Source organism: Salinivibrio kushneri (assembly GCF_027286325.1).
Taxonomy (GTDB): Bacteria; Pseudomonadota; Gammaproteobacteria; order Enterobacterales; family Vibrionaceae; genus Salinivibrio; species Salinivibrio kushneri_A.
The window spans coordinates 1234594-1259184 of sequence record NZ_CP114588.1; the positions used below are offsets into that span (position 1 = coordinate 1234594).

General features: G+C 49.8%; 25 protein-coding genes and 1 riboswitch. Of the genes, 12 read left to right on the plus strand and 13 right to left on the minus strand.

Translation table 11 applies throughout. The features are described 5' to 3' along the window. Positions 1 to 36: 36 nt before the first annotated feature. The 4 genes from N8M53_RS05880 to N8M53_RS05895 all read left to right on the plus strand — a co-directional run bounded on the left by N8M53_RS05880 (position 37) and on the right by N8M53_RS05895 (position 5719). Positions 37 to 849, plus strand: coding sequence for a substrate-binding periplasmic protein (locus N8M53_RS05880; protein WP_269579825.1), 813 nt, complete (start codon positions 37 to 39; stop codon positions 847 to 849). 335 nt (positions 850 to 1184) lie between these two features. Further along, positions 1185 to 1697 (plus strand): YbaK/EbsC family protein, encoded by a 513-nt coding sequence (locus tag N8M53_RS05885; RefSeq protein ID WP_269579826.1) that lies wholly within the window; start codon positions 1185 to 1187, stop codon positions 1695 to 1697. A 153-nt stretch (positions 1698 to 1850) separates the two neighbouring features. Then, entirely contained in the window at positions 1851 to 3938 is a 2088-nt protein-coding gene (locus N8M53_RS05890) for a TonB-dependent siderophore receptor (RefSeq protein WP_269579827.1), read from the plus strand. 146 nt (positions 3939 to 4084) lie between these two features. Continuing rightward, on the plus strand, positions 4085 to 5719 hold the full coding sequence (locus N8M53_RS05895; protein ID WP_269579828.1) for an acyl-CoA synthetase: 1635 nt from the start codon (positions 4085 to 4087) through the stop codon (positions 5717 to 5719). A 42-nt stretch (positions 5720 to 5761) separates the two neighbouring features. Here N8M53_RS05895 and N8M53_RS05900 read toward each other — a convergent pair whose 3' ends face one another. Then, positions 5762 to 6235 carry a peroxiredoxin gene (locus N8M53_RS05900; RefSeq protein WP_269579829.1) on the minus strand — a complete coding sequence of 158 codons (474 nt, stop codon included), beginning with the start codon at positions 6233 to 6235 and terminating at the stop codon, positions 5762 to 5764. A 168-nt stretch (positions 6236 to 6403) separates the two neighbouring features. Between N8M53_RS05900 and N8M53_RS05905 the strand changes: the two genes are divergently transcribed. Together N8M53_RS05905 and N8M53_RS05910 are read left to right on the plus strand one after the other, a co-directional pair. Beyond that, positions 6404 to 6766 carry a DOPA 4,5-dioxygenase family protein gene (locus N8M53_RS05905; protein WP_269579830.1) on the plus strand — a complete coding sequence of 121 codons (363 nt, stop codon included), beginning with the start codon at positions 6404 to 6406 and terminating at the stop codon, positions 6764 to 6766. After that, a complete protein-coding gene (locus N8M53_RS05910) occupies positions 6763 to 7089 on the plus strand; it encodes a DUF4144 family protein (protein WP_269579831.1) in 327 nt (108 codons plus the stop codon). Before N8M53_RS05905 ends, N8M53_RS05910 begins: the two co-directional genes overlap by 4 nt. Here the strand turns inward: N8M53_RS05910 and N8M53_RS05915 are convergent. Further along, positions 7086 to 7865 (minus strand): TerC family protein, encoded by a 780-nt coding sequence (locus N8M53_RS05915; RefSeq protein ID WP_269579832.1) that lies wholly within the window; start codon positions 7863 to 7865, stop codon positions 7086 to 7088. The genes N8M53_RS05910 and N8M53_RS05915 overlap by 4 nt on opposite strands. Before the next feature lie 238 nt (positions 7866 to 8103). On the opposite strand from N8M53_RS05915, the gene N8M53_RS05920 reads away from it, so the two are divergent. The 5 genes from N8M53_RS05920 (at position 8104) to N8M53_RS05940 (ending at position 10746) form a co-directional block, all read left to right on the plus strand. Next, a complete protein-coding gene (locus N8M53_RS05920) occupies positions 8104 to 8637 on the plus strand; it encodes a lipocalin family protein (protein WP_420066599.1) in 534 nt (177 codons plus the stop codon). Between the two features lie 12 nt (positions 8638 to 8649). Next, a complete protein-coding gene (locus tag N8M53_RS05925) occupies positions 8650 to 8943 on the plus strand; it encodes a Fis family transcriptional regulator (protein ID WP_269579834.1) in 294 nt (97 codons plus the stop codon). Between the two features lie 72 nt (positions 8944 to 9015). Further along, a complete protein-coding gene (locus N8M53_RS05930; protein ID WP_269579835.1) occupies positions 9016 to 9726 on the plus strand; it encodes a DUF4336 domain-containing protein in 711 nt (236 codons plus the stop codon). A 16-nt stretch (positions 9727 to 9742) separates the two neighbouring features. Beyond that, complete coding sequence (locus N8M53_RS05935; RefSeq protein WP_269579836.1) at positions 9743 to 10171, plus strand: VOC family protein; 429 nt, start codon at positions 9743 to 9745, stop codon at positions 10169 to 10171. 5 nt (positions 10172 to 10176) lie between these two features. Then, positions 10177 to 10746, plus strand: coding sequence for an O-methyltransferase (locus N8M53_RS05940; RefSeq protein WP_269579837.1), 570 nt, complete (start codon positions 10177 to 10179; stop codon positions 10744 to 10746). Between the two features lie 62 nt (positions 10747 to 10808). Here N8M53_RS05940 and punC read toward each other — a convergent pair whose 3' ends face one another. Further along, entirely contained in the window at positions 10809 to 12014 is a 1206-nt protein-coding gene (gene punC / locus N8M53_RS05945; RefSeq protein ID WP_269579838.1) for a purine nucleoside transporter PunC, read from the minus strand. A gap of 105 nt (positions 12015 to 12119) precedes the next feature. Between punC and punR the strand changes: the two genes are divergently transcribed. Next, the gene (gene punR, locus N8M53_RS05950) at positions 12120 to 13019 is read left to right on the plus strand and encodes a DNA-binding transcriptional activator PunR (protein WP_269579839.1); all 900 of its coding nucleotides are present in this window, start codon (positions 12120 to 12122) and stop codon (positions 13017 to 13019) included. Position 13020: 1 nt separating this feature from the next. Here punR and N8M53_RS05955 read toward each other — a convergent pair whose 3' ends face one another. The 10 genes from N8M53_RS05955 to N8M53_RS06000 form a co-directional block, all read right to left on the minus strand. Next, a complete protein-coding gene (locus N8M53_RS05955; RefSeq protein WP_269579840.1) occupies positions 13021 to 13647 on the minus strand; it encodes a CDP-alcohol phosphatidyltransferase family protein in 627 nt (208 codons plus the stop codon). Further along, positions 13640 to 14311 carry an ATP-binding cassette domain-containing protein gene (locus N8M53_RS05960; RefSeq protein ID WP_269579841.1) on the minus strand — a complete coding sequence of 224 codons (672 nt, stop codon included), beginning with the start codon at positions 14309 to 14311 and terminating at the stop codon, positions 13640 to 13642. The genes N8M53_RS05955 and N8M53_RS05960 overlap by 8 nt, the downstream gene beginning before the upstream one ends. Beyond that, a complete protein-coding gene (locus tag N8M53_RS05965; RefSeq protein WP_269579842.1) occupies positions 14271 to 15980 on the minus strand; it encodes an ABC transporter permease in 1710 nt (569 codons plus the stop codon). Before N8M53_RS05965 ends, N8M53_RS05960 begins: the two co-directional genes overlap by 41 nt. 13 nt (positions 15981 to 15993) lie before the next feature. Further along, a complete protein-coding gene (locus N8M53_RS05970; protein WP_420066600.1) occupies positions 15994 to 17148 on the minus strand; it encodes an ABC transporter substrate-binding protein in 1155 nt (384 codons plus the stop codon). A gap of 12 nt (positions 17149 to 17160) precedes the next feature. Next, the gene (lpdA, locus tag N8M53_RS05975; RefSeq protein WP_269579844.1) at positions 17161 to 19296 is read right to left on the minus strand and encodes a dihydrolipoyl dehydrogenase; all 2136 of its coding nucleotides are present in this window, start codon (positions 19294 to 19296) and stop codon (positions 17161 to 17163) included. A gap of 284 nt (positions 19297 to 19580) precedes the next feature. After that, a complete protein-coding gene (locus N8M53_RS05980) occupies positions 19581 to 20174 on the minus strand; it encodes a TfoX/Sxy family DNA transformation protein (RefSeq protein ID WP_269579845.1) in 594 nt (197 codons plus the stop codon). A gap of 145 nt (positions 20175 to 20319) precedes the next feature. Beyond that, a riboswitch (cyclic di-GMP riboswitch) is annotated at positions 20320 to 20421 on the minus strand. Positions 20422 to 20598: 177 nt separating this feature from the next. After that, positions 20599 to 21603 (minus strand): substrate-binding domain-containing protein, encoded by a 1005-nt coding sequence (locus tag N8M53_RS05985; protein ID WP_269579846.1) that lies wholly within the window; start codon positions 21601 to 21603, stop codon positions 20599 to 20601. Positions 21604 to 21896: 293 nt separating this feature from the next. Beyond that, positions 21897 to 22673: a heme ABC transporter ATP-binding protein gene (locus N8M53_RS05990; protein ID WP_269579847.1), complete on the minus strand. Its 777-nt coding sequence runs from the start codon at positions 22671 to 22673 to the stop codon at positions 21897 to 21899. Beyond that, the gene (locus N8M53_RS05995) at positions 22673 to 23707 is read right to left on the minus strand and encodes a FecCD family ABC transporter permease (protein WP_269579848.1); all 1035 of its coding nucleotides are present in this window, start codon (positions 23705 to 23707) and stop codon (positions 22673 to 22675) included. Before N8M53_RS05995 ends, N8M53_RS05990 begins: the two co-directional genes overlap by 1 nt. Beyond that, positions 23707 to 24549: a heme/hemin ABC transporter substrate-binding protein gene (locus N8M53_RS06000; RefSeq protein ID WP_269579849.1), complete on the minus strand. Its 843-nt coding sequence runs from the start codon at positions 24547 to 24549 to the stop codon at positions 23707 to 23709. Before N8M53_RS06000 ends, N8M53_RS05995 begins: the two co-directional genes overlap by 1 nt. Positions 24550 to 24591: the final 42 nt, after the last annotated feature.

The following is a 24591-nucleotide window of genomic DNA, read 5'->3' on the forward strand; positions in this document are numbered from 1 at the left end:
ACTGATTGCGAAGTAACCAACGTGAAATGCGACTTAATGACCAACTGGGTACGAAGGCTAACGATCGTTTGGCTGACCATGCTTTCTTTTCAAGTTTGGTCGGCAACCTCAGATCCGCTCAATGTTTGTGTGGGTGACGGGAGTCCTTGGCCACCTTACACCTATTGGCAGGGAGAAACGAGGCAGCAAAAAGCGGACACCTTAACGGGTTATGCGACCGATTTAGTGCTTTCCGCACTAGAGAGTAACGACATTACTTATCAACTTGTATTTATGCCTTGGGCGCGCGTGCAGCATGAGCTGGCAAGAGAGTCTGGCCGTTGTGACCTTACTTGGGATGCGAGTTATAAACCTGAGCGAGCGCAGTACAGTCGACTGACAACGCCCTTGTATTCTATCTCTCTCGGATATCTATATATCGGTGATCCAGCGGCTAATGTGCGGCCAAGATTGCCCGTATCGGACTCTGTGTGTGGTGTGAATGGCTACAACTATGCCGGCTTTGGCGATAACCCTAAGCCGAGGTTTGAAGCCAATACCTTGCAGCAAGCCTTGCGGATGTTGGAAGCGGGACGGTGCCGCTTTCTTGCCAGCGAAATACAGCCTGTATTGGGTGGCATTCGCTTGGGGCTTTATCAATTTTCACGCGATCTTGCCTATATCTCTCTACCTAATCCTAAAGCATTTCATGCTCAGATCAGCCGTTATGCGCCACAAGCGAATGACTTAGTGGCGCAGATTGACGAATATTTGGACAGTGCGGCTCAACGTGGTGAGTTACAAGCGCTCCGTGCAAAGTACTTTCAGTCAGTTACCTCGCAGCCCCAGCCGCAATCCACGTCGGAGTAATGCGTTATCGCGTGCTACGCACAGAGGGTAGAGGGTGCTTGGTCCAGCGTGTGGGCAGTTTGGTCGTCGCTAAATGACTGTGTAGCTTTTTAGCATGTCGATGATAGGTCACTTGACGACCCGAGTGAAAACTCACCTTGAGTACCATGTTTCTCTCCTTGTGATTAACGTTGCGATAAAGTTACATTTTTATTCTAAATAAGTGTATTTAATTATTCTTAAGTCACATAAGAAAGCCTAATAGTGAATCCGGTCTCTCTGGGCGTACTATAAATCTAACGGGTCTGTGCCTATAAGGCTCGGATGGAGACGAACTAGCTAAAATAGGGAAGATCATGACAGGGACGCCACCACTTTCAGGTCAACAGGCTGCGCTGCTTCAAAGCCTCAAAGCGCACGGTATTTCAGTAAATATATACCGCCATCAGCCTGTCTATACGTGTGAACAAGCAGACGCGCTCGGTTTGCATACTGATGCAAACCCGACTAAGAACTTGCTGTTGAAAGACAGAAAAGGGAAACAGTTTTTCTTGGTGGTATTACCGGGCAAAGCCACCGTTAATTTAGCCGGATTGAGTAAAGCCTTGGGCACGTCTCGCTTATCGTTTGCCTCGTCGCAGCAACTCGAAACCTATTTGCAGGCGCAATCAGGTGCCGTATCGGTATTTGATGTGATGAACGATCCCGAGCATCGCGTTAGTTTGGTGATCGCGAATGCGATATGGCACGTCCAAGCGGTGGAATGCCAGCCTTTTTGTCATGATCAAACTTGGGTCATAGCCACGCAAGATCTCGCTCTCTGGCTACAAGGTATAGGCCGAAGATATCAAACGGTCGATCATCAGTAAGTTGATGAAACCTCACAGCTTTGTAACATAATTTATACAATGCTGACGAAAAAAAGCGCAAACAGTTGCGTATGGGTGAAAACAAATAGAAATGAGACTGGTTATTGTTTATGTTCCAATGCGTTCAAATAATCGTTAGCTACAGGAAGTCTCATGTTGAAGAAACACCCCCTTGCCGTTTTTGTGGCTGTCGCGCTGTCACCCCTTAACAGTACAGCCGCAACCAACCCGACAGAACCCGTTGATGAAGTCTATGTGGTTGAAGGCCATCAGGCACGTTTTAAGGCTAATAGCAATGAAACGGCGATGCGAATGGATGTCAGCCAACTAGAAACAGCGGGCCAAGTGGCTGTGATGGATCAAACGCTGATTCAAGAGCAAAACGCGACAACATTAGGAGATGTGTTGGTAAATGACGCCAGCATTGGTGTAGGGGGTACGGACCGCAATCGTGAGATTTTCATGCTCCGTGGTTTTGAACTTGATACCGGAACAGGCTACCTGCGTAATGGCCAGCAGCAATGGTCTTATTATCGACATCCTGTTGAGCTGATGGAACGCGTTGAGGTGTTAAAAGGGCCAGCAGGTTTGCTCTATGGCAAGTCCGCACCGGGCGGTCTGGTGAATATGGTCACCAAACGACCAACAGCTGCGTTCCAAGCGTCAATCAGCCAGAAAGTCGGTACTAACGATTATCAACACACCGTCGCTGATGCGTCGGGCTCTCTCAACGAGAGCGGCACCTTACGTGGCCGGATGGTGCTATCGAAACAAAGCGAGGGATCATCACGTCGCTATTTAGATGGCAGTGAACCTGAGCTCGACCGCCAAATTGCAGGCTTGATGCTAGATTACGACATCACGCCCGATACCCAGCTTTCTCTTCATTATGATCGCGTGATTGATGACAGTAATAGCGATAACGGCGCCAACATCATCAATGGTAAACCGCAACTGGGTAGCCAATTTATCTGGGAAGCGCCTTGGTCGTTCATGGACATTGATGTCGAGAACTACGGAGTCGATATTGTCAGCCAATTAACGCCGGATTGGAAAGTCAAATCAGGCTACAATCGCCAAGACTACAAACGTCATTACCATGAAGGATTCGGACAGCGCGAAACGTACGACGCGAATACCCAATCGTTCAAATACTTTGCCATGGACCGTCACGACAATTGGGTACTGGATACGGCTTATATTGATGTCACCGGTGCATTTCAGTTCGGGAATATCGATCACCACGTGCTGATTGGCGCCAATGCGCTGCGTAATGACTATGTCGGTCAGCGTGTAATGAAGAAAAACCAAACCGCCGTGATTGGTGGTGCGTATCCGGAGCCGGATATTCATTATGGCACAGCAACTGCGCGTGATCCTGAGCCTACTGATTCCATTGGCTTTTATGCGCAAGACTTAATGACATTGAATCCACAATGGCAGCTGCTTGCAGGGCTTCGCTACGATCGCGAGGATAACGAGACGGATACGTATTATAACGTGTTGCCTAAAGCCGCGGTAATGTATCATCCGTCACCGGAAAAAACGCTGTACGTGACTTATTCTGAGAGCTTTGAGCCGAAAAATCCGGTTGATAGTGATACCGATATTAATGACGGCATGGCGCTAAAGCCGGTGAAAGGTAAGCTTTACGAGTTTGGCTATAAACAATCGTTATTGAACGACCAAGCGTTATTCAGTGCCGCCTTGTTCCAAATTGAACAGGAAAATAAAGTGGTCAAAGAGGCAATCACCGGACAAGGCAGTCTCACTTCACGCACCACACAATTAGGTAAACAAACGCATAAAGGGGTTGAGGTCAGCCTTGCCGGTCAAGTGACGGATAGTTGGTCAGTGCATAGCTCAGCGACGTATTTAGATGCACGCACCGAAGACCCGTTCAATCCTGCGAACGATGGCAAACAGCCTGCCGATACGCCAGAGTGGGGCGCCAGCATTTGGTCTCGCTATGATGTCGATAACCAAACCTATGTGAACGTAGGTGCGCGTTATGTCGGTGATCGTTATGGCGATATGAAAAATACCTATCATAAGCCAGGTTACACCACCGTGAATGCAGGTGTGGGCCATACCATCAAAGCCGGTGAACAAACGGACTTGAAACTGAGTGTGAATGTTGAAAACCTCTTCAACGAAAGCTATCTCGCTGGTGGTGTACAAAATAAAACCACGTTGGGCGAAGAGCGCAAAGTCGTTCTCGGAGCGTCATTACACTTCTAACTTCACGCATCATTTATTACCGAGGCTCAGCATTGCTGGGCCTTTTTTGCGTTATCGCCGCCATATCGACTTAAGTTGAATAGCGCAAGCTTGATGACATGCTAGGTTGATCTAGTTATCTAGACAAAGTCAGCAAGGAGCGCGTTATGTCAGCCAGTAACATCTATGAGCTTGGCTTGGACAAAAGTCCAGCCAACTATCAAACATTGAGTCCACTTTCTTTCCTCGAGCGAGCTGCTAGCGTCTATCCAGATTATCCGGCTAGCGTTCATGGTCATCTATGCTGGAGTTGGCAGCAAGTGGATCAGCGATGCCGTCAATTTGCTTCGGCATTACGTCAAGCCGGCATCGGGCTAGGTGATACGGTATCGGTGATGGCCCCCAATCTGCCCGAAGTGTTTGAGTTGCATTTTAGCGTGCCGATGACAGGTGGCGTACTCAATACCATTAATACCCGGCTGGAAGCGGAAACCGTCGCGTTTATCCTTGAACATGCAGAAAGCAAAGTCTTTATCGTCGACAAAGAGATGACAGCCGTCGCAAAACGGGCGTTAAAAATGATCAAACACCGTCCACTGGTGATTGCGATTGATGATCCGCTCTATCCACATGGCGAATGTATCAGTGAGACTACGTACGAAACCTTTTTAGCTCAAGGCGATGGTGATTATCAGTACGCATTGCCAGACGATGAATGGCAGGCCATTTCACTTAATTACACCTCAGGCACAACCGGCAACCCCAAAGGGGTAGTGTATCACCATCGCGGCGCCTATCTGAACGCGGTGAGTAATGTGTTGTCTTGGAATATGGATGCGCATCCTGTTTATCTTTGGACGCTACCCATGTTCCACTGTAATGGTTGGTGTTTTCCATGGACGGTGGCCGCAACAGCGGGGGTGAGTGTTAGTCTACGGCATGTCAGGGCAGAGCCTATCTTTGATGCGATAAAAACTCACAAAGTGACCCATTTTTGTGGTGCGCCGATTGTGCTGAACATGATGAATAACGCGGATCCGGCGCTAAAAGCTGAGATTCATCATACGGTTAAAGCGATGACCGCAGGGGCGGCACCACCGGCTTCTGTGATTGAAGGGATGGAAGCGATGGGGATTGAAGTGACCCACGTTTATGGCCTCACTGAAACTTACGGCCCTTGTGTGGTGTGTGACTGGCAACATCACTGGGATCAACTCTCGCAACAAGAAAAAGCACGCATGAAAGCACGCCAAGGTGTACGGGCCCCGATGCAAGGTGGACTGATGGTTGCCGATCCGGTGACGTTTAAACCAGTGGCAAAAGATGGTGGCACGCTGGGTGAGATTTTTGTTCGCGGTAATATTGTGATGAAAGGCTACCTAAAGAATCCAAGCGCGACGGAAGACGCCATGAGTAACGGCTGGTTTCGCACTGGCGACTTAGCGGTATGGCATGCCGATAATTACATCGAAATCAAGGACAGACTCAAAGACATTATCATTAGTGGCGGGGAGAACATTTCCAGTATCGAAGTGGAAGATGTCCTGTACCGTCACCCTGATATTGAAGAAGTGGCGGTGATTGCGATGCCCGATGAAAAATGGGGTGAGGTCCCCTGTGCGTTTGTTAAAACGACCGAAGCATCCGCCGTGACCGAAGCTGACATTATTGCTTTTTGCCGAGAGCAGATGGCGCACTTCAAGGCGCCGAAAAAGGTGATCTTTACTGCGCTCCCGAAAACATCGACAGGCAAAGTGCAAAAGTATGTGCTTCGTCGTAAAGTCACTGAAAAGTCAGTGTGAATAGCGAAGCGGTGGCGAGAAAACGCCACCGCTACTTAACTGCTACAGCAGGGCGAGAATCGCCTCGGCACTGGAGACGTCAAAGCTTTTTGGCGCTTCAACGTTCAAATGCGTGACGATGCCGTTGTCAATCACCATCGCATAGCGCTGCGAGCGAATACCCCCAAACTTCCCTGAGTCCATTTCCAGGCCTAGCGCTTGGGTAAAGCTGCCATCACCGTCGGCCAGCATATGAATCTGATTGGCGTTTTGTGCTTCGCCCCATGCCTGCATCACAAAGGCATCGTTGACGGAGACGCAAGCAATCATATCGACGCCTTTTCCTTTAATCTCATCCGCTTTCACCACAAAACCCGGTAAGTGCGACTCGGAACAGGTCGGGGTGAACGCGCCAGGAACAGCGAATAGTACTACCTTCTTGTTGGCAAAAAGGGCAGGAATGTCGTGGGTCTGCATTCCTTCAGCGGTGAGTTCACTGAGCGTCGCGCTAGGTAAAGGTTGTCCTTGCTGAATCATGATGACTCCTTTAATCGTTGTATGATTGTTCATTCTCAGCATAACATGCGTATTCGTGAGCAAACATATTCGCCCCCATCCGAGTCTCTTTATCGGTATCGTCTGTTTATCATTGCGTGCTTAGAGTAAACTATTGTTCACTTCATTCTGTTAATTTGCATTGCGTTTATGTCATCTTCTTACTCTTTTCCCAATGTCCATCAGGCTTACCACGCGCATGTCTACTATGAGGCCGATACCGAAGCGCAGGCGGATACCATCTATCAAGCCGCGGCGGCATCGTCACTGCCTATCGACCTTGGCCGCTTTCATCGCAAATGCGTTGGCCCACACCCAAAGTGGAGCTTTCAAATCGCTTTTGACAACGCTGCGTTCGATGAGGTGATGGCATGGCTTGAGGCGCATCGGGGCGATTTAACCGTGTTTTTGCATGGCGTGACGGGCGATGACTACATAGATCACACTGACCATGTCGGTTGGATGGGCCCGTCTGTTGAACTCAACCTGGCCATGTTTAAGCCCAAGCGATGAATACGTTTCTTGACTATCCGGCGCTCCTGATTTGGCATGGCGATGACGAACTCTCGTTTGCCTCCGATCCGGCGTCGCTTAAGGCGCTGAGCGAAAATGTGATCACAGAAGATGATCGGCTGGTGGATAGTCAAGGCGTTTGCTGGCTGAGCCAAGACGGCGGTCAGCACTGGCAGCTAAGTGGGCAGACCATGCCACTTGCTCAGCTCGTGGCACATGTCCAAGCGCACTATGCGCAGCTGGGTCAATGCTGTGTGGGAAAAATTCAATTTAAAGATAGGACCGCCGCCATCAAAAGTGTGGCGACGGTCCCTGATATTTAACGACTTTCAGCAATCCGAGGTGGCACTTTTAACGAAAAGTGCGGGCGAATACGCTTGATGTTCAAGCGCTGCTTGTTACGCAATCGAATGTGGCAGAGCTCAAGTATCAAACCAAATGCCATCGCAACATACACGTAGCCTTTGTTGATATGAATACCAGCACCTTCGGCTATCAGCAGCAAGCCCAATAGCACCAAGAACAGCAAGGCCAAGGTTTTAAACCCAGGATAACGACTGACCAGATTATTCACGGGTTCGGCCGCGATCATCATAATGATGGCGGCAGTAATAATGGCGGCGACCATCACGGGTACATCTTGGGTGAGACCCACCGCAGTGATCACTGAGTCCATTGAGAACACCGCATCTACCGCAACGATTTGCAGCAAAATCACTGCCATACCGGTGCGCACTTGTGTCGAATGACTCACGAGCTCGCCATGACCCAACCATGCCCACAGCTCTTTGGCACTTTTTAGCAGCAAAAAGCCACCACCAAACAGCATGATAAGGTCTTTCACGGTAACCGGTTCCGTACCAATCGTAAACAGTGGCGCAGTCAACGACATGACCCAAGCGATGGAGAGCAGCAAGCCAATCCGGCTGATCACGGCGAGACCAATACCCAAGGTACGCGCGAAGCGGCGTTTCTCTTTGGGGAGACGCTCACACAATACGGAAATAAAGACTAAGTTATCAACACCCAACACCACCTCAAGGGTTAGAAGGGTAAAAAAGACCACCCACGTTTGGGGTTCCATAAAGAGTGTTAACATACGATTGCCTCCTCAAAGGAAGCGGGGGAGGGCATAACACGACATCGGTCGTTGTCCATGGATTGTGATTACCTCTGTGACTAAAGAGCGCTTATATAAGCACCGCCTTGACACCTTGGCAAGCAGAAAAACAGCGTGTTGACCAAAAATTGACAAAGGGTATAAACCATTGAATATGTTCTCGAGTAAGAGTAACCATGTCGGATTTAAAGGGAAAATAACGATGAAAAGAGGCTGGATGATTGGGTTATTATCCTTAATGTTGACCGGGTGCTTAGGCATGCCGAAACAAGTCACTCCCGTCAACGACTTTGAGCTTAACCGCTATTTAGGCACTTGGTACGAAGTGGCGCGACTGGATCACTCGTTTGAACGGGGCTTGTCGGATGTGACTGCAAGCTATTCGTTGCGTGAAGATGGCGGTGTGAAAGTGATTAATCGTGGCTACAGCCGTGAAGAGGGCCAATGGCAAGAAGCGGAAGGCAAGGCGTACTTCGTTGAAAATGATAAAACGGGGTACCTGAAGGTTTCATTCTTTGGGCCTTTCTATGGGTCGTATGTGGTGTTTGAGCTGGATGATGATTACCAATATGCCTTTATCTCGGGGCCTGACCACGATTATCTATGGCTGCTATCGCGCACGCCAACCGTCTCGGAGTCGGTAAAGGAACAGTTTATTGCAGCGGCGAAACAGCGGGGTTTTGCCACTGAAGGGCTGATTTTTGTCGATCACACTCGCACGGATCCCAAACATAAGAGCAATGAGCAGTAAAAGAGAAGCATCATGCGAAAAACAGACAAGAAATATGACAAAGCGATTCGAGAGGCACTGACAGAGGTTTGTGAGCTCACGATGGAAAATATCGAGGGGTTCGAGTGGCTGACGCATGAGGTGAATTATCAGCGCTTTCCACAAAGCTTAACTGTGCGGCTGATGTTTAAAGACCAGCAAACGCTAGCTGGCTTTGAACGGAGTGATGATTATCAAGCAGTAGTGAGTGATGTGCAATCTCGCCTTGCTGCTGCAGGAGTCACACTGAAAAACATCAATCGCCATGTCGAGTTAGATACACTGTAAGGCTGTGACTGCTCGCACACTTGCCTCATGGCTGACAAGCTACAGTGTAAAGTCGGCCATGAGGAGGATGCCGTGTATCAACTTGATACGTCAATTTGGATTGCCGATGGTGAGGCTGTTCCTTTTTTTACCTTGCCCTACACCACACGTATGGTGGTGGTGAGGCTTGCTGATCACTCCCTGTGGATTCACAGTCCGATAAAGCTTACCGACGCATTACGCAGTGAGCTATCGTCGTTAGGGAGAGTGCGTTATTTAATCGCCCCTAACCAGTTGCATCATCTTTACTTAGCCGAATGGGTTGAGGCGTTTCCTGACGCACAATTAATGGGTACCCAACAAGTGGCAAAAAAGCGAGATGATCTGCGTTTCGACTACTGCTTTGAGGACGTTCCGGAGCCAGCTTGGAAGGATGAAATCGCTCAGTGTTTGATTACCGGCTCGCCAGTAATGACAGAATGCGTGTTTTTCCATCGGCAAAGTCAAACGTTGATTGTCACTGATCTGATTGAAAATTTTCGCCCAGAGGTATTTTCACCTTTTAAGCGTAAAATTGCCGAGTGGTCAGGTGTGACAGCACCCAATGGTAAAACGCCACTCGATTGGCGATTGAGTTTTTGGTTTCATAAAGACGAGCTAGCTAAGCACATTCGCACTGTGGTCAATTGGGCACCGCAACGCCTGGTCATGGCGCATGGAGAGATCATTGATCGGGCTGTACCTCACTTACTGCGCGCCTTCTCATGGTTAGGCAAAGACAAACTGACCGCCCCGACGGATTAAACCAAGGAGCAATTGTATGGAAGCACGAATTAGTATCATCACATTGGGGGTTGCAGATCTTTCTCACTCTTATGATTTTTATCGCCAACTGGGATTTCCAACGCACAACCACCCTGAAGAGGGAATTGTGTTTTTTAGTACCGCGGGCACACGATTAGCGTTATATCCCGCTGACTCGTTAGCCGATGATATCAATCCTGGACTCACCGTTAACGAGACAGGGTTTGGTGGCATCACATTGGCGCACAACACGCGATCCAAAGAAGAGGTCGACGAGGTACTGGCGCTGGCAGAGCGTTGTGGCGGTCGTATTGTTAAACCTGCACAAGACGTTTTTTGGGGAGGCTACAGCGGCTACTTTGCCGATCCGGATAACTATCTTTGGGAAGTGGCTTATGGCGATTGTTGGCAGTTTGATGATAACGGCAGCCTGGTCTTGGATTAATAACCATGAACGCCTTACTGGAACAGCTGCAAATGCAGGGGACAGAGAACGACGCCCTGCAACAGGATAAAAGTAAAAAATGGCTGAATATTACGCCTGGAACCGGAAAATTCTTAGCGCTGTTAGTGGATGAAATTCAGCCTACCCGTATTTTAGAAATCGGTACATCAACGGGCTATTCAACGTTATGGCTCGCGCGCGCAGGCGGCAATAGCGTGCAGGTGGTAACGATTGAGCGCGATGAAGCAAAACACCAACAAGCGCAGCAGCACTTTAGGCAAGCCGGCATGGATAACCGGATAGATGCGAAATTGGGCGACGCGAGTGACTTGATTACTCGACTTGAGGGACAGTTCGAGCTCATTTTTCTTGATGCCGACCGAAGTCAGTACCTGTCCATAGCGCCACGCTTATTCCAACTCCTCAAGCCTCAGGGCATGCTGGTGGTTGATAATGTGTTATCTCACGCTGATGACGTTGCTCCTTTTAAGCGATGGCTTGAGCAACAGCCTGAACTTGATGTGGGCGTACTTCCCATTGGGAAAGGTGAGCTTGTTGCCTATTTGCGTGATTGAAAGTTGGCAGGATAAAAAAGGCGTCCCGAAAGACGCCTTTTTAGTCTCTAAAATCACTGGTATTACGCGGCTGCTAGCGTTTGAGCTTGACGGTTTGCATGCCAGACCAAGCCAAAGCCAATAATGACCACCGCGCAGGTTGACAGCATGACGGTGGTGACTGCGATCAAGCCAGCGGCTGCAAACGCAGACACCACAGCGCTCGCCACGAAGCAGACCATCATTTGCAAGAAGTTCAACAGCCCCGCAGCGGTCGCACTACAGGATTTGAAATCTTCCAAGGCGCGATTGACGACCAGTGGGTAGATGGCACCGTTCGCTGCCGCGAGGAAACAGAACGGACCTAAAATCACCCAGATGTTGGTGACATCGGTTCGCCAGCTGATCAAAAAGATAACCACGACACTGATGACAAACAGCTTAAGCAGCCAAGGCAAGATACTGTGATCTTTGAGTTTGTTGAGGGCATGACGACAGGCGTAGCCACCGACGACAAAAGCAATGGTTTGTGGAATATAGCTCAGACCTATATCCGCTTCGGTATAACCCATGGCTGACATCACGAACGGTGATCCCGTCAGGTAGGCAAAAAATGCCGCGGAACAACCTGCGAAAATAAGCATGTTACCGATGAATTTTTTTGATTTAAAAACTTGCTGATAGTCAATTACAAGTTTATCAATAATTTTAGTATCTTGTGTGGGCTTGGAAAGGCTTTCCTTTTCTCGTAAGGTAAACGCAACAAAACCAACTCCTAACGCGAATAAAACCACAAAAATACTGCGCCAATCATATAGGGTGAGCAGGTGTGAGCCGATAAGTGGCGCTAATGCTGGCGATAAAGCGACGAGCGGCATGATGGTTGCGAACACCTTTTGGCCCAGCTTGCCTTCATAGCGGTCAATAACCACGGCTTGCCAAATTACCGCAGCGCTACATGCTCCTAAGGCTTGAACTAGACGTGCGCCAAGTAATAAATAAATGTTATTAGCAAAAATACACACCACAGTCGCGACTAAATAAAGGCTCAGGCCAATCAGTAGCGCGGGCTTGCGGCCGATGCGATCAGACAGCGGGCCATAAACCAGCTGTCCACAGGCCATCCCTAGCAAAAAGATACTTAAGGTGAGGCCAATATTGGCGGGAGAGGTCGCCAAATCGAGTCGCATCGCCTCAAAGGCAGGTAAATACATATCAGTGGCTAAAAAGCCCAGCATACTGAGCCCTGCTAGCCACAGTAGCGTCATAAACGGCACTTGCTTGTTCATTTTTTGTCTCTTGATAGAAAACTCGACATAGAGATAGTTTATGGCTGACAAAGCTGGCTGTGAAACGCTATGATTTGAACATTGCTTTCAAAAAATTTGATTTGAATGTTTTCTTACCAAGATTTTCATGTGATCGATGTGGTTGCGCGGCGAGGAAGTTTCTCTGCGGCGGCCGATGAATTGCACAAGGTGCCGAGTGCGGTGAGCTACACGGTACGACAGATTGAAGACAAACTGGCCGTTACTCTGTTTGAGCGACTCCATCGCCAAGTGCGGTTGACGCCGGCGGGTGAATACTTTGTCTCTCAATCACGTGAGATGATTAAGAATATGGAAACCATTCGCCAGCAAACACAACGTGTTGCCAACGGTTGGACACAAAGTGTCTCGTTAGCACTGGATAACGTCGTGCGCGAAGATAGCGTCAATACGTTGGTGCGGGATTTTTACGATGCGTTTCCTGATGTCGAGTTGTTGCTAACCATGGAAGTGTTTAACGGCGTATGGGATGCGTTAGCTGATGATCGAGCCGATATTGCGATTGGTGCCACGGCTGCTGTCCCAGTGAGCGGCGCGTTTCGCTATCGGGAAATGGGCACCCTGCGCTGGCGGTTTGTGGTGAGCCCGTCGCATCCACTCGTCCAGTGTGCCCAGCCACTGGCTAATGAGCAGCTTGCGCTGTATCCGGCTATTTGTTTGGAAGACACTTCGCGCCGTTTGCCGCGTCGTACGACATGGCTACTGGATAATCAGCGCCGTCTTACCGTCCCCAATTGGCACAGTGCCATGCAATGTTTTAAGGCCGGGCTGGGCATTGGTGTGATGCCGTCACATATGGCAGAAGACGCGATTGCGCGAGGAGAGTTGGTGGAGCTTGCCCTTGAAGAGCCGCTATTAAGCAGTCCGTGCTGTATTGCATGGCGCTCGGATAAAGAATCACCACCGGTGCGCTGGCTGCTCGATTACTTAGGCGATAAAGAGCAGCTGCAACACCAGTGGCTATAAGCTAGGAGGAGGGCGTATCGAGTGTATGCAAGGTATGATAGCCCGCCCAAACTCGTGAGGCGGCGGTGATTAAACAGGCTGCGCCAAAAACGCCGGCAATCCACGCCATGTATGTTGGGAAAAGGCACATCAACACAAAACTGGCGATGGTCTCCGTCCCTTCGGTGATCCCGCCGATATAATACATCGACTTGTTGGCGTAAACCGGATTATCAATCTGGTGTTTGCTGGCCATGATCGCAAACGCTAAAAAGCTTGCGCCTGTCCCCATAAAGCAAAACAGTAAAAAACTGGCAGCGATGGCGTTGCTGGCCGGATCGGCTAGGGCAAAACCAAAAGGGATCGCCGCGTAGAAGATAAAATCGAGAGTAATATCTAAAAACCCCCCAGCGTCCGTGAGTCCTTGCTCGCGGGCGAGCGCACCATCGAGGCCATCGAAAAGTCGATTAATGATAATAAACACAAGCGCCAGCCAATACATTTGCAGCGCGAGAGCGGGCACCGCTAGCAAGCCAATCAAAAAGCCTGAGAGCGTGACGGTATTGGGTTTTACCCTCCATTTTGTAAGCTGCACCGCTGCTTGCTTCAATGGCCAGCGGATCACCGCGATGGCGTAACGATCAAGCATTCTGCATCTCCTCTTGCACTGCTGAGTCAACTGGGCGTTTAGGCCAATTTAAACAGCGGCTCGGGTCCGCAATATCCTCGGCATCATGCGTCACAATCAACGCAGGGATGTTTCGCTGCGCGATTTGTTCAAAAACAAAGGTCCGAAAATCCCGCCGCAGCGGCTTATCCAGCTTACTAAAGGGCTCATCAAGCAAGATAGCATCGGGGGCGGCGAGTAATGCACGCAGCACACTGATCCGCGCGCGCTGGCCGCCCGAAAGCTGGCTGGGGGCATAATCGGCAAACTCCGCTAATTTGACATCGCCTAATGTTGCGATGGCCTGATCGCGTTTTTGCGCTTTGCTCATCGAGGATGGCAAGGCAAACGCCAAGTTTTGCCATACATTTAAATGCGGGAAGAGTAAATCATCTTGAAACAAAATCCCGATACGGCGCTGCTCTGGCGGTAAGTGATCAAAAGGCTCACCATTTAACGTCAGTTGACCGCTGTAATGCATGGGTGGTTGGATATGTCCCGCCAATATGCTCAGCAGGCTCGATTTTCCGCAGCCACTGGGTCCCATCACAGTGAGTATTTCTCCCGGGGCGACCGAAAATGACAAATCACGCACCAAGCATTGATCAGGCGCGTTTATGGTGAGTTGGTTGACACACAGTGTCATGGTGTTGAGCTCCTGAGAAAGTTGGTGTTGATGTCGGTAAAAGGCGACGCTCAGCGATGCGGCTCAGCATAGTGGCTAAGGCGAAAACAATAAGGGGAAGCATCGCTTGCATCAGTCCATACAGGCCATTGATACGACGATCGAGGCCGCTCGATAAGCTGACTGCCTCGGTAGTGAGAGTATTAATGCGTCCCGCGCCCAGCAATTGTGTGGGCAGATATTGCGCCAAACTGACACTCGCGCCAACCGCCCACGCTAAGATAATGGCGGGCAAAAGCAGCGGCAGTTTAATCCGCCACCATGCAAGGGCGGCACTGACACCGAGGCTTCTGGCGGTTTGCATAAGCCGCATATCAAATTGCTGCCACGGCCCATCGAGTGCGAGGTACACATAAGGAAACGCGAAAAAAATGTGAGCCCAAAGGGTTGCCGGCACGTGCCACTGGCCGGGAAGGCTATACACCGCCACCTGAATGCCAAACAAGATAGAGAGTTGAGGAACCAATAACGGAATGGCGATGACGGCTCTTGGCACCGAGCGTTGCTGATTGACCGAACGTTCCAGACATCCGATGGCAAACAGCAAGGCGACACTGGCGCTGATCACCGCTAGAACGATGCTGTTCCCCACCAATGACCACACATAGCTAAGCTCTTGCTCCCAGAACCGTAAGCTATATCGACTCGGGAGCCAATCGGGAAATGACCAGCGCAGCGCGAATGACCACATCAGCAACACAGGTATAATCGCAAGGGGAGTGATAAACACCGGCCACCAGAGTGATTTGCCGGGTAACCATGCGTGGCGGCGCCCCGTGTATTGCCAGCGATTGAGACATTGGCAACCAAGCCATGCCAAAAAGCGAAATAGCAATAAGGCCAAGCCACACAGGGCAAATAACAGCAGGGCACCGGCTGAAGCTCTGGGCAATAGTGCTAAATCCGGGTCATTAAACCACTGCCATACCAATACTGCATAGGTAGGCGGCGTATTCGGCCCGAGGATCATCGCCACATCAACCACTGACAGGCTGTAGGCGATGACGGCAAAAATCGGGAAACGCATTTTGGCCAGCCAAAGCGGGAGAATGACTTTTAGCCAAGTTGCGGTGCGGTTATACCCGAGGCTGGTTGATACCATCGTCAGCCGAGAGACATCAATTTGACGCAGCACCGACAGACTCATCAACAATAAAAAGGGGGTTTCTTTTAGCGTCAGCGCCAAGGTGAGCCCAATAACATAAGGGTCTTGTACCAGCGCCCAAGTCACTGGGTTATCACCGAGAAGGGGACTTAGTAGGCGAAACAGCCAACCCGAGGGGGAAAGCAGTAAAACCAGACCAATGGCAAAGGCGACGTGTGGCAATGCCAGTAGCGCAGGCAAGCGCGCACTGATCTTCTGCCAAATGGGCGTTTGCCAAGTGGCCTGTAAAATCATAAAGCTAAGCGCCACCGCGAGCAGGCTACTGCCTAATCCCGAGATGAGCGTTAGCTGAATAGATTGTGATAGCCCCGGCCATGCCATGACAGCTTGCCAGCCGCTAAAGTTAGCCTCCGTCAGCCCTAGTGTGGGTAAGAATGCAAAGGCGGTCGCGAATAAGCCGCCCACCCCTGGCAACAAGGGTAGGCAGCACACCGTTAGGGTGATGGCAAACAGCAAACGTGCCATATCAGCCTCTTTACTATTGGCCGTAGCGTTTCAGCCACGCACTCTCAAGCGCGGTTTGCCAGCTTGGATGTGGCTCGGGTTGGGTGTTAAAGCGACTGACCTCGGCGATGTCGGATAACTTAACCACGGGTGGATCGCCCCATACTTGGGTGTCGGCTTTACGCAGTTGTGCCTTTTCACTCATCAAGAAATTGATAGCGACCATAGCGCCGGCTTTTGCGTTGGCGTTGTATGGAATCGCCATAAAGTGAATATTCGATAGCGCGCCTTGGTCAAAGGCAAACGCACGCGCTGACGGGGCGAGTTTTCCAGAGGCAACCGCTGCTTTTGCCGCATTGGGGTTAAACGCTATCGCGACGAGAAGCTCACCATCGTCCAACAGTTGCATAGTTTCGGCACTGCCTGACGGGAACTGAGCGCCTTCGCGCCATGCCACTTGATGTAGTTGGTCTAGATAGCGCCACAGTGGGGCGGTCACGGCGTCAAAGTCTACCTCATCAACCGGCAGGTAAAGTGCCTCGCGCACATCGGTAAGTTCCAGCAGGGCGGCTTTCAAAAAACTGGTGCCATGAAACTCGGGTGGTTTGGGGTAACTGATACGGCCAGGGTATGCTTTAGCCAAACTTAACAGTTCGGCGAAAGAGCGAGGTGGGTTGGCCAAGGTTTTCTGATCATGGATAAACACCAGCTGTCCCACCCCCCAAGGTGCTTCGAGGCCGTCTGTTGGCTCAGTGAAGTCTTCTTCAACCGGTAAACTTTTATCGACAATTTTCCAATTGGGGAGCGTGCTGACAAAAGGACCGTACAGCAAATCATTTTCCTTCATTGATTTGAAGTTTTCGCCGTTAATCCACACCATATCGACACTGCCGCCGCTATCCTTACCCGCTGTCTTTTCGGCAAGCAGGCGATTGACGGTTTCAGCGATATCCGTCACTTTGACATGTTTCAGTGTGACACCATAATCGCGTTGTAACTCGCGACTCGCCCAGCGCAGGTAAGCATTGATCTCTTGATTGCCGCCCCATGCGTTAAAGTAAACAGTTTGACCTTTGGCTTGTTGCTCAATACTTTCCCAACGGTCGTTTTCCGCGCTCGCAGAGGCAGTAAAACTGGCGGTACTTACAATTGCCAATGTTAACGCCGCTATCCAGTGTTTCATTGTCATCTTCCTTTTCAATTAGTGACGCATCCAACGATGATATTTTTCGACCCAGTTAAGCAGCTTCTCGGGCGCATGGGCTTGTTTCCACATCCCAGCGGTATACTTCACCGCTTCACTCATGGTGGGATATGGATGGACGGTGCCCAAAATTTTATTTAGTCCTAACCCGTGCCGCATGGCGAGAGTAAACTCTGCGAGCAAGTCGCCCGCATGCTCGCCAACAATAGTCACCCCCAGAATGGTATCTTTTCCTTTTGGTGTCAGCACCTTAATAAACCCGTGATCATTGCCATCAGCAATCGCGCGATCCAAATCATCAATGCCGTAATAGGTTACTTCCACCTCTTGCTGATTGGCTTTGGCTTCTTTTTCATTGATGCCCACGCGCGCGACTTCTGGCGATGTATAGGTCGCGGCAGGCATTACTGAATAATCAGCTCGAAAGCGTTTAAATTGCCCGAATAGTGCATTCACCGCGGCATACCATGCTTGATGAGCACTGGCGTGGGTGAGCTGAAACGGCCCCGCTACATCACCTACCGCATAGATATTTGGATAGGCGGTTTTCAGATACTCGTTGACTTGAATCGTGCCACGCTCGGTCACTGGAATATCGAGCTTTTCGAGACCAAAGCCTTTGGTGTTGGCACTGCGCCCTAACGCGACCAGCACCGCATCAAATGAGACAGACTTCTCACCGTCAGGGCCGTCGAGTAAGGCGATTTGCTCATTATCATTGTGTTCAAATGCTTTGACTTTGTGCTGTGTTAAAACCGTGACACCGTCACGCTCTAACGCCTTCTCAACCAACTGGGCGGCATCTTTATCTTCGCGGCTGAGAAGTTGGTCAGCCATTTCTGCGAGGGTGACTTGGCTGCCTAAACACGCAAAACTTTGTGCCAATTCTGCGCCAATGGGACCCCCGCCCAAAACCAACAACCGCGGCGGCAGGTCATTCAGGGACCAAATTGTATCTGAGGTGTAATGCGTGACCTCAGCCAAACCGGGAATCGGGGGCAACATAGGGCGTGCGCCGGTCGCAATCACGATGTTGCGGGTTGTGAGGCGTTCGCCATTCACCTCGACTTCCCATGGCGAGACGATGTGTGCTTCGCCTTGCACGCACTCCACGCCGAGCTTGGTGTAACGCTCGACCGAATCGTGGGGCTCAATTTGGGTAATGACTTGCTTAACCCTCGCCATGACCGCCGGAAAATCAACCGCTGGCGCTTGGGTATGAATGCCAAAGGCCTTAGCCTTGCCAATTTCTCGCATGGTTTTCGCCGCACGGATCAGCGCTTTTGAGGGAACACACCCTGTGTTTAGGCAGTCTCCTCCCATCGAACCTTTTTCGACCAGCGTAACCTTCGCTTTCACTACCGCCGCGATATAACTTGATACCAAGCCGCCTGCACCGGCACCAATCACTACCATATTGCGGTCAAACTGATGGGGCTTGTTCCAACCTTGATAGCGTTTACGACGTGTGATCCAAGCCATGACCCACTTTGCCAGCAGTGGGAAGATACCCAGCAAGGCGAGTGAGCCAAGCACCGAGGGTGACACCACGTCGCCAAGTGCGTCGATTTGGGCCAGTTGGGTCCCTGCATTCACGTAGACTGCGGTACCCGGCAACATACCGAGCTGACTGACCCAATAGAAGGTGCGGGTTTTGAACGACGTTAGCCCCATCACGAGGTTAATCAGAAAAAACGGGAAAATCGGGATCAGGCGTAGGGTTAACAGATACAAGCTACCGTCTTTCTCTATGCCACGATTAATGGTATCGAGCTTATTGCCAAATTTGGCTTGGACCCAGTCGCGCAACATAAAGCGACTCACCAAGAAGGCGAGGGTGGCGCCAATCGAGCTAGCAAAGGAGACCAACACCAATGCCCACCAAAAGCCAAAGAGTGCTGCGCCCAATAAACTCGCTACTGCCGCACCCGGTAAGGATAGGGCGGTCATCACTACATAGCCGACAAAAAACACCAGGCTTGCGGTGGTCGCGTTTTCGATAATGTAATCATTCAATGCCACTTGTTGTGCTTTGGCGTTTTCAAGCGTGAGCCACTGGCTGAGATCTAAACTGAACCAAAGTGTTACAAGCGCCACCACCACTAAACCAAGCAATATCTTTTTTACTGGCATACTGTGTCTCGTCCGATAGTAAATGGGTCCCAGTTATTACTTTAGGTACTGTAGCTGAATTAACTGGCTGATTTGTCGGTTACATTGAGGAACTGTGTCCTTAATCGTACCTTTAACCAGACCCGACCGATCGCAAGAAACTTTCGTATTTTGTCAGAAATCAGTTTGAATGATGATTTATTGAGCGTTTAGCGCGTGTAGAAAAAGCGACACCGCCATAAAGGCGGTGTTGGACGCGAACATTGCTCACAAAAAAGGTAGAGAGGTATGGGGATTGTGAGGAATTAATTTTCTAAATGTTGTAATAATTCTTGGCGACGTTGAGGTGGAACCACAGACCAATGTTTGCCAGTAATCGCGCCTTCTAGTGACCATAATAGCTCCAAGCTAAGGTCTTTATCGTGTGCAGATACCAGTGCTTTGTAGGCGTTGACCGCACCCTGTTTATGAAGGGTTTCAGGCGAGTCGATTCCTGCCTTTTTCAGCATTCTTTCCGTGGCTAATCGGAGATTAGGGAGATCTTTTAATCGCGATGGGCTGGCTTCGCTTTTTAGCGAACGATCACGAATGGCAACATCTAGCGCACTTTTAGCTTCATGGATGAGTTTTTGGTGATCATCCCACCAACCATCAGGAATGGCAAAGTACTTGGTGACCACCGGAAACCCACGTTTCTTATAGACATAGGGAGTAAGCCCCTGTTTCTTAAGCAAGGTTTCGTTTTCTTTGCCGGCGCGTAAGTGAAGGGTGTTGTTGACGACAAGGGCGAACATGGTGTCTTCGCAAAATAAGCCAAATCCGCCGAACATGGATCGGGATTTGATATTGCCAAAATCGGCAAATAAACGCATCGCGTCTTTTAAAGCTGGTTTATCCATTAATAACAATCTCGATGAATGCAAATGCCTAAAAATAATATGTAAGTGTAACAAGGCAAACAGGCAGGATTGTCAATAAGTTATCAAAATATCAATAATGATACCTCATATAGCATTGACGCCGTCTTCAGCTTTTAACAACGATGCTGGCAACCCCGCTACCGTGACTGGCTGATAAGATTGTTCAGCGTCCGTAGGCCGGTGGCTTTGCGTCCCATGCTTTCGCCATGGTTTGCCTTGTTCAAACAGGGATAAGCATATAATAGTTAGACAGTGATGTCGCCCTCACTAACCACACAAAATGTGATTTTGGTTCAAAAAGTTTGCAATTGATAGGTTAGAGTAAAGGCTCTTTTTGGCTCAAAGGAGTGAAAAAAGCCATCACGCTCAATGGCATGGTGGCTTAAAAAAACTTTATAAAACACTAAGTTATCGTTTTTACAGATTCTCGGCTAATGAGTTCGAGATCCATTTCAAATACTTGCTGTTGTGTATCATTATTGTTAATACGTGCAAGCAAGAGTTTAACAGCGGTTTTACCGAGTCGCCGTTTAGGTTGGTGCACGGTCGTCAATGGTGGTGAGTAATACTCGGTCAGATCAATATTGTCATAACCAATCACAGAAATATCTTCAGGTACTTGCAACCCCGCTTGGTTAAAGGTGCTAATTGCGGCGAGCGCCATAATATCGTTGAAGCAAAACACGCCCGTGGGACGATGAGTCATATCAATGAACTGTTGCGCAGCGACTTTGGCCTGATCTGCCTCGAAATCAGCCTCTACGATCCAGTCAGGGTTCGCCGTTATATTGGCTTCATCCAGTGCACGGTAAAACCCGGCTAGCCGTTGTTTACAGGTATTTTTATTCATCTGACCGGAAATGCAGCCGATTTGGGTATGGCCATTGTCAATAAAGTGTTTGGTGGCCAAATAACCGCCCAATTCAGCGTTATCTTCTATACGGTCTGTATCGATATGATGACTCCCCCAATCCATTACCACCATCGGGAGATCGCGTTTCTTTTCCAACAGTAGCATGAGATCTTCATTGAGATCGGAGCACACCACAATCAAGCCATCGACGCGTTTTTCTGACAACATGCGTAAATAGTCACGCTGTTTTTCTAGGTTACCCTCGGTATTACATAGGATCAGGGTATAACCTTGCTCATAGCAATAATCTTCTACGCCGTGAACCAGTTCAGCGAAAAAAGGGTTGGTGGATTTGGTCACCAACATACCAAGCGTGCGAGTGGTATTACATTTTAAACTACGCGCGACCGCACTTGGCGCATAATTAAGGTCTTCAACGGCTTGCCAAACCTTCTCGGTTGTTTTCTCTGCGACAAAGCGGGTCTTGTTGATTACGTGTGAAACCGTGGTGGTTGAAACGCCCGCGAGACGCGCGACATCTTTAATCGTTGCCATCTTAATTCTTCTATATTGTGAAGCCTTGGGATCGTTACTCGCGACCTTACAGAAAAACGCCGCTGTAACGCAGCGGCGCTGTCTTTCACAATCCCGGCCCATTAGACGGTTGCGAAGGTAACGAATCCGATTTCATCCATTCTCATAGTTAATCGGTTGCGGTCTCAGTTTACTTAGGTTGCCGCTTAGTCGCAATTGGTCTGATGAGCAAGGCATCACCAACAGGTGGTTTTGTGACCCAGCTAGGCTCTTGCAGAGTGATCTCATTTTATTCACAGTCGACAAAGTTATCATTACGTCACTATCAATGGGCAAGCATGCCTCGGGTGTGTCATTACTGTCAGTGGATGTTGATAAATCTCAGTCATCTGGTGGTGAGTAAAGCATTGCCAAGGCGTTCCTGAGAGAACCATTTCGCCTTGTTTCATAAAATAGAGGTAATCAGCATAGCGACTGGCAAGGTTAAGGTCGTGAAGTACGATGATTACGGTCATTCCTTGATCAACCAGTGCCCGGCACTGCATGAGCGTTTGGTGTTGATGACTAATATCAAGGGCAGATGTCGGCTCATCAAGCATCATCATTGCACGAGTTGGTTCAGTATGCGCTAATTGCATGGAAATACGCGCCATATGTACACGCTGTTTTTCACCGCCCGACAGAGTGGGGTAGGCACGATGTGCAAGATGAGATATGTGCCATTGATGTAGCTGCTCTTCGGCTAACGCTTGGATTTGTTTACGGTTTGCTTTTAATGGTGTGCCGCCCATTTCGACGACGTCTTTTACCGTAAACGCAAAGGTTAACCCGCTGGTTTGCGGCAAAAAGGCAACCTGTCTCGCGAATGTATCACGAGGCCATGTCGCTCTTGACGCTGACCAAAACAATACGTCGCCTTGTTGGTGTTGCTCACTCATCAGCTGTTTGAGCAAGGTACTTTTACCTGCTCCGTTCGGACCGAGTAAGACATGTAACTGTCCACTTTGAAACGCGACATTGATGTCGCGAAGCAGTGGGCGTTGGCCAAGGGTATAGTGAAGGTGTTGAACATGAAGCGCCGTACGAGACATTAGTGCACCATCGTTTGTCGTTGCTGAATAAGAAGCCAGATAAAAAAAGGTGCGCCCATCAAAGCGGTAATAATGCCTACGGGCAACTCCGCAGGTGCGACAATCACTCGAGCAATAATATCGGCAAGCGTGAGTAAAAGTGCCCCCAATACCGCAGATAAGGGGATGAGTATACGGTGGTCGGGCCCAACGATTAGGCGGCCAATATGCGGCACCACTAAGCCAATAAACCCAATTAATCCCGCAGCACTAACGGATACGCCCATCCCAGCAGCGGTTGCAATGATCAGCAAACGTTTTAGGCGGTGAATATCGATCCCTAAATACGCGGCTTCGTTTTCACCGAGCAATAAAGCATTCACCTGATGAGCACGACAACAAGCAAACACCGTGAGAGCGACAGCCGCCACCCCAGTTAAACCGATTTGTCCCCAACTGGCACCGGTCAGTGATCCCATAGACCACAATGCGATATCGCGTAGGGTTTGATTGTCGGCCACATAGTTGATCATTCCCAGCGCCGCGCCTGATAGCGCACTGATAGCGATACCGGCCAATAGCATGACGGTAACGGACGTGCCCACCGCGGTGGTGCCGATTCGGTATACAAATAACGTTGCGAAAAGTGCACCAAAAAAAGCAAATAGAGGCACGGATAAGTGAAACGCTATGTTTATACTGCCAAATGACAATAACAACAGCCCCAGTGCACCGCCTAGAGACGCACCCCCTGAGACACCAATAATCCCAGGATCCGCAAGAGGGTTACGAAATAGTCCTTGCATTAATGCACCGGAAACGGCGAGTAAAGCGCCCACAAATAAGCAAAGCAGCGTTCGGGGCAGTCTGACTTGCTGCACGATGGCTAATACATGAGGCTCAAGCTGGTCTTGCCAAGGCGTTAGACTTTGTAGACTGACGAGCCAACCTAACTGCCATTGACCGACTGCAATCGAGGTCACCGATACGGCAAGCAACAAAATGGTCAGCGCGGAAAAGAGTCGCTGATAAGGATGCTGTATCTGTAGTGGCATCACTGGCTAAGCTCGATTAACTGTGACTGTACACGAAGCGCCTCATCTAAGCTTTTCAGGCTCAAACCGCCAACCAATACACTGCCATCGATCGCGAGGATCTTGTTTTGCTGAAAGGCTTGGGTGTTTTCTAGCAAGGGGACGGCATTGGCAAGTCCTGTCAAGCCACCCAATTGGTCCAAAGAACGTTGCATCACCAAAATAAAATCGGGATTAAAACCGAGCAGCGCCTCGGGAGAGAGGGGTTTGTAGCTGGTAACCGTATTGGCAGCCGGATTAGTCGCGCCGATAAGCTCAATGAGCGTATTGGGTGTCGTACTCGCACCGGCAATACTCGCGGGACGACCTTGATGAACAAGCAAGAAAATTCCCTGTTGTGTCGACGCTGGGGCGCGACGTTTCAGTTGCGTGAGTTTTCCATCGACCGCACGGAGCAGAGGCGCTGCTTCACTTTGCTTCTCTGTGAGGTTGGCAACTTGGGTTATGCGCTGTTTCAGTGCCGCCACCGTCGGAGCACTTGGTAGCGCAACCACCTTGACCCCAGCATTGTCGAGCTTTGTTAGCACAGGTTTGGGGCCCATTTCCTCAGAGCCTAACAAAAGCGTGGGTGACAGTGAGAGTACACCCTCTACCGACAGCTGACGGTGGTAGCCAATATTGGGAACACCTTTACTATCTAGCTGGCTCGTGGCGTCAATCCCTACAACTTGTTGTTCTGCTCCCAGATCAATCAGTAGATCAGTAACGCTTGCCCCCGCACTCACTATGCGTGGCGATGCGTGAATTGCAAATGAAACGAGTGTCATCATGAGGGCAATCAGTCGAACAGCAGCGGTTGCCATGCTTTATCCTTATTTTTCAGTGTCAGTAGTATCGAGCGGTTT

Bases quoted from the DNA above. Each gene is read 5' to 3' on its own strand.
- N8M53_RS05880 (WP_269579825.1), top strand. From the start codon at position 37: ATGACCAACTGGGTACGAAGGCTAACGATCGTTTGGCTGACCATGCTT.
- N8M53_RS05885 (WP_269579826.1), top strand. From the start codon at position 1,185: ATGACAGGGACGCCACCACTTTCAGGTCAACAGGCTGCGCTGCTTCAA.
- N8M53_RS05890 (WP_269579827.1), top strand. From the start codon at position 1,851: ATGTTGAAGAAACACCCCCTTGCCGTTTTTGTGGCTGTCGCGCTGTCA.
- N8M53_RS05895 (WP_269579828.1), top strand. From the start codon at position 4,085: ATGTCAGCCAGTAACATCTATGAGCTTGGCTTGGACAAAAGTCCAGCC.
- N8M53_RS05900 (WP_269579829.1), bottom strand. From the start codon at position 6,235: ATGATTCAGCAAGGACAACCTTTACCTAGCGCGACGCTCAGTGAACTC.
- N8M53_RS05905 (WP_269579830.1), top strand. From the start codon at position 6,404: ATGTCATCTTCTTACTCTTTTCCCAATGTCCATCAGGCTTACCACGCG.
- N8M53_RS05910 (WP_269579831.1), top strand. From the start codon at position 6,763: ATGAATACGTTTCTTGACTATCCGGCGCTCCTGATTTGGCATGGCGAT.
- N8M53_RS05915 (WP_269579832.1), bottom strand. From the start codon at position 7,865: ATGTTAACACTCTTTATGGAACCCCAAACGTGGGTGGTCTTTTTTACC.
- N8M53_RS05920 (WP_420066599.1), top strand. From the start codon at position 8,104: ATGATTGGGTTATTATCCTTAATGTTGACCGGGTGCTTAGGCATGCCG.
- N8M53_RS05925 (WP_269579834.1), top strand. From the start codon at position 8,650: ATGCGAAAAACAGACAAGAAATATGACAAAGCGATTCGAGAGGCACTG.
- N8M53_RS05935 (WP_269579836.1), top strand. From the start codon at position 9,743: ATGGAAGCACGAATTAGTATCATCACATTGGGGGTTGCAGATCTTTCT.
- N8M53_RS05940 (WP_269579837.1), top strand. From the start codon at position 10,177: ATGAACGCCTTACTGGAACAGCTGCAAATGCAGGGGACAGAGAACGAC.
- punC (WP_269579838.1), bottom strand. From the start codon at position 12,014: ATGAACAAGCAAGTGCCGTTTATGACGCTACTGTGGCTAGCAGGGCTC.
- punR (WP_269579839.1), top strand. From the start codon at position 12,120: ATGTTTTCTTACCAAGATTTTCATGTGATCGATGTGGTTGCGCGGCGA.
- N8M53_RS05955 (WP_269579840.1), bottom strand. From the start codon at position 13,647: ATGCTTGATCGTTACGCCATCGCGGTGATCCGCTGGCCATTGAAGCAA.
- N8M53_RS05960 (WP_269579841.1), bottom strand. From the start codon at position 14,311: ATGACACTGTGTGTCAACCAACTCACCATAAACGCGCCTGATCAATGC.
- N8M53_RS05965 (WP_269579842.1), bottom strand. From the start codon at position 15,980: ATGGCACGTTTGCTGTTTGCCATCACCCTAACGGTGTGCTGCCTACCC.
- N8M53_RS05970 (WP_420066600.1), bottom strand. From the start codon at position 17,148: ATGACAATGAAACACTGGATAGCGGCGTTAACATTGGCAATTGTAAGT.
- lpdA (WP_269579844.1), bottom strand. From the start codon at position 19,296: ATGCCAGTAAAAAAGATATTGCTTGGTTTAGTGGTGGTGGCGCTTGTA.
- N8M53_RS05980 (WP_269579845.1), bottom strand. From the start codon at position 20,174: ATGGATAAACCAGCTTTAAAAGACGCGATGCGTTTATTTGCCGATTTT.
- N8M53_RS05985 (WP_269579846.1), bottom strand. From the start codon at position 21,603: ATGGCAACGATTAAAGATGTCGCGCGTCTCGCGGGCGTTTCAACCACC.
- N8M53_RS05990 (WP_269579847.1), bottom strand. From the start codon at position 22,673: ATGTCTCGTACGGCGCTTCATGTTCAACACCTTCACTATACCCTTGGC.
- N8M53_RS05995 (WP_269579848.1), bottom strand. From the start codon at position 23,707: ATGCCACTACAGATACAGCATCCTTATCAGCGACTCTTTTCCGCGCTG.
- N8M53_RS06000 (WP_269579849.1), bottom strand. From the start codon at position 24,549: ATGGCAACCGCTGCTGTTCGACTGATTGCCCTCATGATGACACTCGTT.